The sequence below is a fragment of the Gilliamella sp. App2-1 genome (genome assembly GCF_001690255.1).
Taxonomy (GTDB): Bacteria; Pseudomonadota; Gammaproteobacteria; order Enterobacterales; family Orbaceae; genus Gilliamella; species Gilliamella apicola_G.
In genome coordinates this window covers 1-12,112 of record NZ_LZGR01000026.1, presented here as the reverse complement: position 1 = coordinate 12,112, position 12,112 = coordinate 1, and the positions used below count along the sequence as shown (strand labels likewise).

11 protein-coding genes, 1 pseudogene and 1 CRISPR repeat array are annotated in these 12,112 nt (G+C 35.9%); of the genes and pseudogenes, 1 reads left to right on the top strand and 11 read right to left on the bottom strand.

Annotated features, from left to right (window positions below; translation table 11 throughout):
* Positions 1-501: 501 nt before the first annotated feature.
* The 8 genes from A9G22_RS03845 to A9G22_RS11615 form a co-directional block, all read right to left on the bottom strand.
* Entirely contained in the window at positions 502-1,020 is a 519-nt protein-coding gene (locus tag A9G22_RS03845; protein ID WP_065586500.1) for an endonuclease V, read from the bottom strand.
* A 145-nt stretch (positions 1,021-1,165) separates the two neighbouring features.
* Positions 1,166-1,519 carry a hypothetical protein gene (locus tag A9G22_RS03840; protein ID WP_075508388.1) on the bottom strand — a complete coding sequence of 118 codons (354 nt, stop codon included), beginning with the start codon at positions 1,517-1,519 and terminating at the stop codon, positions 1,166-1,168.
* A gap of 14 nt (positions 1,520-1,533) precedes the next feature.
* The gene (locus A9G22_RS03835) at positions 1,534-2,550 is read right to left on the bottom strand and encodes a hypothetical protein (protein ID WP_075508387.1); all 1,017 of its coding nucleotides are present in this window, start codon (positions 2,548-2,550) and stop codon (positions 1,534-1,536) included.
* A gap of 14 nt (positions 2,551-2,564) precedes the next feature.
* Positions 2,565-3,587 carry a hypothetical protein gene (locus A9G22_RS03830; protein WP_075508386.1) on the bottom strand — a complete coding sequence of 341 codons (1,023 nt, stop codon included), beginning with the start codon at positions 3,585-3,587 and terminating at the stop codon, positions 2,565-2,567.
* Positions 3,588-3,690: 103 nt separating this feature from the next.
* Positions 3,691-3,957 (bottom strand): hypothetical protein, encoded by a 267-nt coding sequence (locus tag A9G22_RS03825; protein WP_065568307.1) that lies wholly within the window; start codon positions 3,955-3,957, stop codon positions 3,691-3,693.
* Positions 3,954-6,440, bottom strand: a complete 2,487-nt coding sequence (locus A9G22_RS03820; protein WP_075508385.1) for a hypothetical protein — start codon at positions 6,438-6,440, stop codon at positions 3,954-3,956. Before A9G22_RS03820 ends, A9G22_RS03825 begins: the two co-directional genes overlap by 4 nt.
* A gap of 2 nt (positions 6,441-6,442) precedes the next feature.
* Positions 6,443-8,878 (bottom strand): type VI secretion system tip protein VgrG, encoded by a 2,436-nt coding sequence (gene vgrG / locus A9G22_RS03815; RefSeq protein WP_075508384.1) that lies wholly within the window; start codon positions 8,876-8,878, stop codon positions 6,443-6,445.
* Between the two features lies 1 nt (position 8,879).
* Entirely contained in the window at positions 8,880-9,005 is a 126-nt protein-coding gene (locus tag A9G22_RS11615) for a hypothetical protein (RefSeq protein ID WP_255314940.1), read from the bottom strand.
* Positions 9,006-9,570: 565 nt separating this feature from the next.
* Positions 9,571-10,087: direct repeats of the CRISPR family, unit length 29 nt; unit sequence GTGTTCCCTATACACATAGGGATAAACCG.
* Positions 10,088-10,139: 52 nt separating this feature from the next.
* Here A9G22_RS11615 and A9G22_RS11790 point away from each other — a divergent pair.
* Positions 10,140-10,250 (top strand): annotated as a pseudogene (locus A9G22_RS11790) (integrase); the annotation flags it as partial.
* A gap of 589 nt (positions 10,251-10,839) precedes the next feature.
* On the opposite strand, the gene A9G22_RS03810 reads toward A9G22_RS11790, so the two are convergent.
* From A9G22_RS03810 to A9G22_RS11520, 3 genes are all read right to left on the bottom strand, one after another.
* Positions 10,840-11,154 carry a hypothetical protein gene (locus A9G22_RS03810; RefSeq protein ID WP_065586343.1) on the bottom strand — a complete coding sequence of 105 codons (315 nt, stop codon included), beginning with the start codon at positions 11,152-11,154 and terminating at the stop codon, positions 10,840-10,842.
* Between the two features lie 101 nt (positions 11,155-11,255).
* A complete protein-coding gene (locus A9G22_RS11785) occupies positions 11,256-11,387 on the bottom strand; it encodes an endonuclease (RefSeq protein ID WP_442899737.1) in 132 nt (43 codons plus the stop codon).
* Between the two features lie 34 nt (positions 11,388-11,421).
* Positions 11,422-11,574, bottom strand: a complete 153-nt coding sequence (locus A9G22_RS11520) for a hypothetical protein (RefSeq protein WP_218058736.1) — start codon at positions 11,572-11,574, stop codon at positions 11,422-11,424.
* Positions 11,575-12,112 lie beyond the last annotated feature (538 nt).

Sequence of the window (12,112 nt, the reverse complement as noted above, 5' to 3'; positions counted from 1 at the left end):
CCTTCAATCCAATTCTCTCATTTATTAATAAAATACGAGGATAACACCACCTGATAATGGGCTTCCTCTTTATTGACCGATAACAGACTAAACTCAGTAATCACCCCATACAAGATGCGTTTATGACTCAACGTGGGCCAGTCACTTAATGAGCGGATAGCGGAAGTTAATGGTTTATTGATAACAGGGTTAAAGGAGAAGGTCGATTTTTGATTAAGGTGTAATAGTCTTTACTTAATCTGACATTCAAGTTATTTTATAACACAAAAGACAGGCAATAAAAGCTCACTTTATTAATTTTTATAATACCGTTAAAATCCATAAAGCGATTTTAAGGAAAACGCCTTATGGGTTTTAGCGGATTGTTTTAATCATGGCGCGTAAACAACTCGGCGTTTTCCTATACCTAATTTAACTCAACCATTAACCGACTCTTATTGGGTCGGCGAATGTCCGCATTACTGTAATTCAATCCATCCTAGCCAAATTCAATCTAATCCGTTATTGTTCGTGTTTAAACAATTTTGTTTGTTGATCTAAATAGCTCAGCACATCAGGTATTCGGTGTTTACCTGCCATTGATTGCACGCTATTGGCTGCATTTATTAGCGGTATGCCTATCGAGGTAACATATAGCGGGTGCTTACTTTGACCACGAAGAACCTCGATCAAATACTCGCTATTGCCTGAAAACGGCTTTTTAGCAACACCAATAATAGGGATGGTTTTGTTTAATGCATGATACAAATGCCCACCTAGCCCTATCTTACCTTCATCCAAATGCACATAACCATCAATCACAATGCAGGTAAGTTTACTTAAATCAATTTTATCAAGCAGTGACATAATGCAAGGCAATTCACGTTGATAAAACTGACCTGATTGATAGGGCGCAACATTATCTTGATAATCAGTGATTACCTGTTCAATTGCTGAGGTTGAATCAGTCCAATGATGAAATAAAACGCCGACCGATTTGGCGCGGTTATCAATGTAATAAACATCAATTGCAAGTATCATATTAAGTTATCTTTTCTTTAAAACATTATTTATCAATGAATCAATACATTGAAACTAACTGAGTAAGATAACATTATTACTGTTATTAATTCAATGCGATAATATTCACTTCTGTATTGATTATTATTAAATATATTTATTAAGTTTAGTTATTCCGATGGTCATAAGCCAATCCACGAAACAATACATCATTTAAAAAGTACAAGCCATCAATCCGTTGCAAATGACTTAACTCTACCCGAATCGGTGGGTTAGACTCAGTTTTATTTTTTATCTCATTCATTTTATTCTCCTTTTCGCCCTGTTCTAACTTTATCATACCATTGGCTTCAAATACACCATAATCTCGACTACCAGTAATAATACCGTCGGTGATTTCATATACTTGATAAAGCTGATTGTCACGATGATCGTAAGCTTCGCCATTAAATGGCGTATCGTTATAAAAGTAGTCATTACTGCGCTTTTCTAGTTGATTGAGTTCTATTCTGACTATCATGATTTTTTAATCTATTAAGTAAGCTGTTGTTTTAAATCATCCGGTAAAAATGCCTGAAAATAATCGATTCTGCCGTCATTAAAGGTTATTTTTATATTGCTATTTTGTTGTAGGGCAAATAATGCGAGTGCTTGTGCTCGATATTGCTGTTTTTGTTTTTCGGCAGCAACGAGGTCTATTTTATATACGGAAGACTCTTTACATTTTAATGTCTGTAAAGAAGGTAATTGAGCTAATCTAGCAAAGGTAGAATATTCAATATTTGTATAGGATAACTCTAACTGCGTTATCTGATTTAAGAGCCCGCGATCTAACAGTTGGTTAAATAATGAATCATCAATTGACCAAAGAGAGAGGTTATCGGCAAAAATATCCTGTTTTGCCAATAAATCATCAAAGGTTTTAAAATCAAGACCTAAATCATCTCTAGGTACTAATAAGGAAACATAAACATAATCATCCTCAATAATTGCTCGGCTGATTTGTTTTTGATCGTTGAAATATAATTTTATATTACCTGAATGATCTGTTTCTGCATAATCTAAATAGCGTGATTCAATCCTTTTACAGACATTATTTTCCCACTCCAATAACCACTCTCTATCGCCAGTTGTTTCGGTAATATCAATTTGTTTTTCTTCGTATCTTTTTATTCGACCTGTACCATCGGGATAATAACCGATAGTTTTAACAAACCAACCATCAATACACAAATGTTCGGCTTGTACAAAACCAAAACTATATTGATAACATAAACCTGTAAATGGTTTTCCTTGATAAGAATAACGGATGTCGTTCATTTCATAATCAAAGTCACCGCTATGTAACAATTCATAATCGACCTTTATCATACCATTGGCTTCAAAAACACCATAATCTCGACTACCTGTAATAATACCGTCGGTAATTTCGTATACCTGATAAAGTTGATTATCTCGATGATCGTAAGCTTCGCCATTAAATTGCGTATCGTTATAAAAGTAGTAATTACTGCGCTTTTCTAGTTGATTGAGTTCTATTCTGACTATCATGATTTTTTAATCTGTTAAGTAAGCTGTTGTTTTAAATCATCGGGTAAATATTTCTCGAAAATATTTTCATCGTCATCCTCTAAAATGACGTCAATAGAGCAACTTTCTTTCAATAAGAAGAGTGCTGAGGCTAACTCTAAAAAGCGTTGTTTTTGTTGTTTAATGAATAAAGGCTTATCATTTTCATCAATTTTCCATTCTGATATTTTTAATTGTTGCAAAGATTGCAATTGCTGCATTTTTGTTATAGTCAAAGGTTGAACATTAGTGTGATATAACTCTAATTGCTTAACCTGATTTAAAAGCCCGCGATCTAACCATTGGTTAAATAATGAATCCTCAATTGACCAGATAGATAGGTTATCGGCAAAAATATCTTGTTTTGCCAATAAATCATCAAAAGTTTTAAAATCAAGACCTAAATCATCCCTAGGCACTAATAGTGAAACATAAGCATAATCATCTTTTATAATCACTTGTTTAATCTGTTTTTGCTCGTTGAAATATAATTTTATGTTGCCTGAATGAGCTGTTCCTGCATAATCTAAATAGCGAGATTCAATCCTTTTATATGCATTATTTTCCCATTCTAAATACCATTCTCTATCTCCAGTTGTTTCGGTAATATCAATGTCATTTTTTTCGTAACGTTTTAATCTACCAGTTCCATCAGCAAAAAAACTGATATATTCAACTAACCAACTGTTAATAAATATTGCTTCAGCCAATACAAAACCAAATCTGTATTCATATGCGATACCAGTGAATGGTTGTCCTTGAAAATAGTATGGCAATTGATTCATCTCATAATCAAAATATTCACCACTGTTCAATAAATCATAATCAATTTTAATCATACCTTCGGCTTGTAAAGCGCCATAATCTCGACTACCAGTAATAATACCGTCGGTAATTTCATATACTTGATAAAGCTGATTGTCACGATGATCGTAAGCTTCGCCATTAAATGGCGTATCGTTATAAAAGTAGTCATTACTGCGCTTTTCTAGTTGATTCAGTTCTATTCTGACTATCATAATATGGGAACCTTAATCTTTTTATATTATCAACACCTAGTGTTCAAGATTTAGTATAGGTTATATTTTTGCTGTATCCAATTACAAAGAGGCAATATGATTGTTATAAACTTTTCTTTATATGTGGATAAATAAGTGCATTGATTTCCTCATCAGAGTATACGCCTCCTCCCATACAAAAAGCACCTGGTAACTCTTTTATTTGACAAAAAGATAAATGATACGCTTGCATAAAGTAATTTATTACAAGAAAAGAATTAAAGTCACTAGAATCAACTCTATCCTTGATTAACTTTATTAAAAAATTAATCTCTTTACCTTTTTTAGCATTTTCTCTTAATAGTTCTAATAATTCTTCATTTAAATTCATTTTATAATCTCATTTTTTGATTTAGAAAATAATACTTCAACCTTTGTATAATTACCTGGGGTTCCTTTTACTCGTGCTAACAAAATTTCCAATTGAGAAAATCCATATTTAGCTGCTTGGTTAGCTGTCCAAGTATGAGTTACCGCTTCTTCTAAAGAAACTCCTTGAGAGGTTAATTTATTAATGATACCAAGGTTTTTATTTGTAGCAGATTTTTCAAGATTCATCCAATTACCTCTAATACTTTTAACATTCTCACCATAATGATTCATCATTTGTGAAAACATATCGGAACCGCGGATTGGAGAGTTTACAGCATTGATTTTAAAATCAATAATGCCATCCTTTGAAAGTGTTGACAAAATACCATTTTTTCCATCAATAATTAAACTGAACTCATTAGAACTTGCGGTGGTTGGTCTAAATTTTTCAAAAGTATTCTTCTTACCGCCATACTTGCTTTCTTTCTTTTTTTCTGTTTTAAAATTAGTATTAACTGTCGTTCGACTTTCTTTATTAACCGTATTATCTTTCCTTATGCCTGTTTCTAAATTAATTGCATCGGAAACGTGTCCTGTGTTCTCAGTTAATAATGAGCGCTCTTTACCTTTAATTAAGTTTTCATCCAATATTCTATGAAAATATTCACCCGGTACCGCTTTTGCTTTGTTTTCCATACTTAATAGTTCCCACTTTTGTGGGTATATAGCAGATAACGTTTTTTCTACACCGTTTTCATAAGTTATTTGAACTGAAAGTGTTTTGTTATATTGCGTATCTTTTGTGTATGGCATTAAACTGGGTATCTCATCGGCAATATTTGATACCGTATTAGGCGAAGCAGGTAATACCTGATTTGAGTTTTCCACTCTATTGGGTACTGGGGATGACTCTGTTTTTTGGCTCGGTATGTTGCTTGGTATCTCAGAGAGCGAATTTTCAATACCCGGTTTTGGGAAATGTTCTTCACCTGAAATATATCGATCTATCTTTTCCAGGCTCATCGTGGTTTTAGAGGGAGACGGATCATTCTTTAATGCAGTAAGGTTTTTTTTGCTTCCGTGAATACTTATTGTGATAAGTATCCCATCCATGATGCCTCTTTTGATTAGTGCAGAAATTTTAGCTAATTTGATATCGGCTGGTAGCGTTTTATTGTGCATCACTGAATAAATGGCTTCGGCTAGTTCTTCAGTTATCAAAATGCCTTGTAATGAATCTGCACTTATTTGACCTATTAACGTGATTTTAACGGCTTGTTTTTGACTAATATTGGTTAATAATAGTGTTTTACTACTCCATTTTGCCGATGCGATAATTGTACCACCAGCAAACACATTAGAAACTATCGTTAAGATGTCAAATGAATCATCTTTCCAATTACTAAACCCTTCGCTATGCCGATCGGCAATATTGATAACAGCCGAGGTAGTTGACGCCGCAATCGATGACCATATTAACCCTGATACCACTCTTGAACCTGGCACTGGAGCAACTAATGTAATGACACCAGCAACCACTATTGCCGCAAATCCTAATGATGCTAAGGCATCAGATAAGGTATCTGAATCACTTTTACCATCTGTATCAAAATTAATTTCGATACCACCATAAATAATCTCTTTCCCTAAGATAATCCGATTATCATCATCAAAAGTGACTTCTTTTGCGACGCCAAATTGTTTATCTACTGCGGCATAGCCTTTAATAATGCCTTCTGGATAACGGTTATCTTTATCCCAACATTCAAGTGCTTGCTTAATGGCGTCTTCTTTTGTTTCGCCTTTGCCAACATAGACACCACAAAATGATCTGTCGACGGGGTTAGTCCAGTCAATTAAATGAACTTCGTTATCATTATAAAAATAGCCCACTCTTAATGACATATCTTCACGTTCACCATAAATGCTTGAAATATGTTTAACGTGAACTTGTCCAAAGTTTTCGCGGCAATCAGCTGGCACTTTATCAAGCAAAAATTTGAGTTTATCCTTGAAGAGCTTTAACGATTCCATTCGATTTTGATAGGCCTGTTCATCCTCGGATGATAGCTGCTGTTGCTTTTCTTGCACTAAGATCCAGTCAATTTGCTGAGTTAAATTTTTATAAAAAATAAATGGATTTTCTGACTCTTCGGCAGTATTTGTGGAATACGCAACACTTTGTTTTGCATTAATCACATTTTGGATATATTCAATATATTCCTTTCGGTTACCATATATTATTTCGCAAACAATTTTGTGACGCCCTTCAATAGCCCATTTTACTTCGTTCCATTGAGTTGAATTTTGAGGTCCATTAATGACTTTTCCTAGGTATTTATCATCAGTTCTGAACGAAATATGGTGATAACACCTCCATGAAGCCCTAATTTGTTCAAGCGCAGGTGCGTCGGGATTGATTCTTTGTAAAGAAAAAGACATGATCTTTCCACGTATCACATTAGTTAAATTGGGTTTAGCCACAATTCGATAATTTTGCATGGTTATTCCTTATTTATAGATACTTTATATTTAGTCGTTTTGATATCTGCTTTTGCAAATAAATAATCGATAGCTAATTTATCTTTGTGGTAAGGCCCTAATGCTTGGTAAATATCTTTTACCATGTCTTTTCCATAAATTTCCTTATAGGCATCAATTGTCATTTCAATGGTATTTTTGGAATAAGTTAAATACCCAATCATTTGTTCTGAATTTATCGTTTCAATGGCTTTATGCAATCGTTGAGCATTGGCTTTCGCTAAAATGTCATCATCATCTGGAAACTGATAATAATAGTCCATATTAGGAGGAACATGTTTTAATACCACTTTTCCTTCGCGATCTAAACGACCTTGTCTAAATTCACCATTATCAAAACAAACTTGATATTTAGTCGTTGGAATTGGGTAACCATCATCGGTTTCAAGATACAGCGTTATTCCTTCTTGTTTATCTTGTGTGGTGAAAGTTTGAGGAATAGCACCTGATAAAAGTGTCGATTTATAATCTAACGACGATACCCCCATCTTCTGGAAGACATTGCATTTAAGATAGATATTATCCTGTGTACCCAGTTCAATGCCTTCACTGCTGATTTTGATATAAGAGCCACCACAAATGAGGGTAATGTTATCTTTGGCGGTAATGGTTACCTTGCCATCCACGCTATCCACTTTAATATCTTGCTTGGCCGCCATATTGAGGTTGGCGTTTTGGGCTTGCACTTCAATATCGCCTTGGTTGGCAAACAGTTTCATGCCTGATTTTTGGGCAAATAAGCCAATCGCTTCAGCCGATGAGAGGGTGACGTTGTTTAAAGCGTTGATATCAGTTTGATGTTCGCTGGTTAAGGTGAGGCTGCTAGCTGTTGTCAGTTGGATGTTTTCAGGGCTGGTTAAGGCAATGCCTTCTTGCGCATAGGCCAGTAGGCCACTTTGGGTTAGCTGAGTTAAGTTGGCTTTAAGTTGCGCTTGGCTGTCGGTATCGGCGCTGTGCGCCTCGGACTGGGTGGTGGCATTTTGTAGGGCTTTGGCAATGGAGAGGGCATTTTCAAGTTGGCTTATTGCCGCTTGCATATCGAGCTGTTTGCCTTGCGCTTTCGGCTCAGTTTGCGTGGTTAAGTATAAGCCTCTATTGGCGGCAATCGCCCCCCATTCGTCGGTGCGCAGCTCAAAGCCTTCACCGCGGGGTTGTTTTTTATTATCGACCAAATGCCCCAAATTAAGTTGAGTTTTGCCGTATTCGGTGGCCAGTTTAATATGCTCTTGCCCGCGTTTATCATCCATGCGCAGTTTGTTATTAGCCGGCGTGCGAATCACATTGCGGTGTTTGTTAATGGTGGTAACAAGGTCGGGGTGAGCACTGTCATGCATCGCATGGGCAATATACGGCCTATCGGGATTGCCCTGCATAAAGGCGATGGCCACTTCAGTGCCGTCAATTAAGGGAAAGTGAAAGCCATAGGTGTTACCCGCATACGGTTTAGCTAAACGGACCCACAAGCTTTCCATGCCACTTTTCCACTCTTTTAAATCAAAGTTAAATTTAACCCGATAGCGTCCTTGGGTATCAATATAGCCATAGGTGTCATTGTCGGGACTGGTGACCCTTGCCGGTAAAGTACCACTGACTTGTGGCCAGCGTATGGGCGCAGGGCGATAAGGTTTTAAGGGGTGATAAGGAATGGCGGTAAAGGTAAGTGCATAAGCATCACTGCGGTGACCTTGCCCCTGTACACTTAAAATAATGATACCGTCATTAATATCTGCTAGCGGGCTGCCGTTGAGGTTAATCCATTGACCGGGAGCAAGATTATAGCGGTTACTCTTGCCTTTGAGGATAATTTGCTGGCTAATCGCCTGTTCATGGCGAATACGGGCATACCATTGACCGCTTTCAATCTGATTTTCGTCATGCGTATTATTCTCATTAGAATTATTGCCGTTATCACGATTATCATCATCACGAGTGTGTGGATTTTCCTGTCCGTTACTCGCTAAGCCTTGATAGTGCTCAGCATAACGATAGTCGCTGCCATAGGTGGTCAGGTCTTTGGGTTGGGTGTTAACTTCTCCCCGTAAATTGGCGAGGGCATCACGGTAGTGATAGTCTTGTACTTTGACTGAGGAGACCACCACTTCGCTATGCAGGCTGATATCCCACACACTTTCCACACCCCTATCGAGCGTGCCACTGGGTGGTTTATCGTCAATATTAGCCACCTGCGCATAGCCTTGCTCATAATCACTTAACACCATTACATCACAGTGGTGCTCGGCGTGGGTTTCAAAGCGAAACCAGATACCCACATCGGCCAATAAGCGTTGAATAAATTCAAGGTCACTCTCTTGCCACTGCGTGATAAACTCCCGCTCAGGATAGCTCTCTTTTAACTCTAGACGGTAATCAATGCCCGTCAAACCATGACTGCGCAGCACTTCAAACCGAAATCGGCGAGCGCAGCCCCTCAACAGTTAAGCTATAGCGATTATGGCTAACGCCCCCTAAACCCGTCACTAATCCGTCCCCAAATTCACCGATTAAGGGATTAAGCGTGTTGTCCATATTGTTTTCCTATTTTCCCTAAAATCTCTATATTTTATTGTTAATGAGGTGATTGGCTTATCGTTATTTATAGTATTGTTTTAAGCATAAACGATAATGGGAACAGAGTATAAACCATTTTAACGCAACGTTAACCTTTTTAATCAATACTTTTGCTTAATATCAATAATATCTGTTAACTAAACGAGTATCTGGTAGCTGCTTAACGCCTTTATTTAAAAAGCGATTTAAGCAACGCCATACTTTATTAAGTACATTTTTTAACCTGTTAAATGAAAAATAATTTTATGCTGAAGCGGTATAGATTTCTGGATATGTTAACTAGAAATTCCGTCTTTTTTAATAAAGAAAAGCTCAGTTTTATTGCTGACTGTGCTATAACTATATGAAATTTAAAGATTAATTGGTGGAATGAAAAATCCTAATATTCCCTCTATTTTATTCTAATATTACTTTAATAAAAACAATGCATTATAAAATCATTGTTATTATTAAAATCATTGAAAAAGTTGGTAGAAATTTGGTGTTAAATATTTTAATAATAAAACAATGTGTTATAATTGGAGTGTTCCCTATACACATAGGGATAAACCGCTAAATATGAACGAATTGCGAGAGAAGAAGTTGTGTTCCCTATACACATAGGGATAAACCGTCGTTGTTAATGCCGTCCCGAATACGTTGCTCGTGTTCCCTATACACATAGGGATAAACCGCCTCGCTTACGGAAATATGGAGCAAGACGAGTGTGTTCCCTATACACATAGGGATAAACCGCCAAATAGGAGGGCGCTATGATTAATAAATGGGTGTTCCCTATACACATAGGGATAAACCGAACTATCCGCTAAACGGGAAGCGGTAAAAGCCGTGTTCCCTATACACATAGGGATAAACCGGATCGGAGCCGCCATACGATTATCTGAAAAACGTGTTCCCTATACACATAGGGATAAACCGCAAATGAGTACGAGAATATTTTTGAAAATAAAGTGTTCCCTATACACATAGGGATAAACCGTTAAAGATTGATGCCATCTGTATTTCCATTCAGTGTTCCCTATACACATAGGGATAAACCGGGCTTGCTGTCTAATGAATGTTGATTTATCTGCTGTTCCCTATACACATAGAGGAATAAACTCTCAAACTAGAATGGCTCATAGCGATGAAAAATCAACTAAATTTTATACCAAAAACCATACCGAATGGGTTGAAGTTCCGCACATCCAAATCGTAATTTAAGCGGGGGTAAAACTCGTTTAAGTTATTGATATCTATAACACTCCCTAAACCCCTGTTTTTTCTTACAGTTAAAAGCAAATAATTAATTGAATTATATCATTATTTTTAGTGTTAGAACCTAATTTTAACATAGTGGGGGGGCAGTGGTTAGAGTCCACCTAGGCGTACCATTCTAAAGCCTTACCTAAAAAGCCTTTAAAGTGATTACCTTAAATCTATCTTTTATTAGTGAGATAAAATGAGGGTAAAAATGATATCATCGAATAGCTCTTTAAATGCTAACAACTTCAAAATAAACAAATTTTTCGCAAAAAAAACCTCAATAAAATCAATACTTTTCCTGACCGATTTTTTTGCTTAAAATTTGAGTTTTATTTTGGTGGAAGGAATGTTGCTTATTTTCAATAATTGACTTAACTCGTTTCCAGTTTAATAGCATTCTACTTGCTTACTTCCCTAATTTTTTCATAAAGTTAAATCGCTCTTTAGTCTAATGCTGTTTATTATGATGTGTATATAGCATTGCTGTCGATTTGGTATTGAGTGAATTACTCAAAATCTGGACACAAAAAAACACAGTCAAGCGATTTCATTTTTTCTTTTTAAAATTCTTAGAAGTGTATATTTCGTATTTCTTGAATTTCTCGTTCACTGGCTTGTTTTTTTTGCTAGAACGCACTCCATTTTGCTTTAATTTGTCTTGCTCATCCTTTGGTTTGTCAGTCTCTTCTAATAGAAAATTGGCCATAATAAAACAGATACAAATCAAAGCAAAAAAAGATACACCACCGATCAACCTAATTGCATCAGGATCTGAACCACGATACGTTATATTATGGATTACCGCCGCATCTACAATTTGCGACCAAAAAATAATTAAAAATAATATGATTAACTTTTTCATTATATATACCACCCAGTAACGAACTTATTATCATTACCTTGCACTTTTGCTATATGCTCATTACGCTTGCATTCCCAATTTTCAGGTGCATACATTTTATTTCACGCCATCATCAGCTTCTTTTCTTGATTAGATAAATTAATTTTATATTTATCAGACATGTAAAGATAGCTGCGAGCTATCATTCCTCGGATTTCGTTACGCGGCAGGAATATACGAGCTTTAAAATCCACAGCGCTTTTACGCTGTCCATACTGATTAAATTCTTTAGTGAAGATTGAAGGTAGTATCTTTTTTGCACGCTTTACGTCCACCTGCTTGCCAGCATGTTAGGTGTCTACCAAAATTTTCGGCAGGTATAACATGTTCCCACTCAATGCGTTCAGCTCTAGCCTGATTTTTCTTGTCTGTTATCCACATTTGTCAAAATCAACAACACTTTTTTATCTATCCACGAAAATTCTCAGCCGCAATAAAATGTAGTTTGATTAGGGTTTGATTTATATAATTTAGTTAAATGTGTTTTAGCTGAATTAAAGTTCTGTGCTGAATAAACCAATAACAGCGTAAATAAAAGTAAGATAGTTATTTTTCCCATAAAATCCATTTAAAATAAATCCAATCACTGTAAAAATTTAATATGTTATATAAAACATCGACTTTTATAGTAAGCATCCTGCAACAGCAACCATCCAGCAAGGAACTTGATAAAATAAACCCTCAGCTTTCGATAAGAATTGAAAAGAGTAAAAGAATAAATATACGCTTAATTCTCTTGTTTATAATATTGATATCATTTCCAGTCAATTAACCATCAAAGGTGGGACGTACCCACCTCTAGTTTTAAATATATCAACAGATATTTAATCAATCAAGGTGATTTATGGCAAAATCAGTCACTGAAACGCCTCAAAACGGGGATTGAAGTAAAAGATTTAAAACAACACATTGACAATAT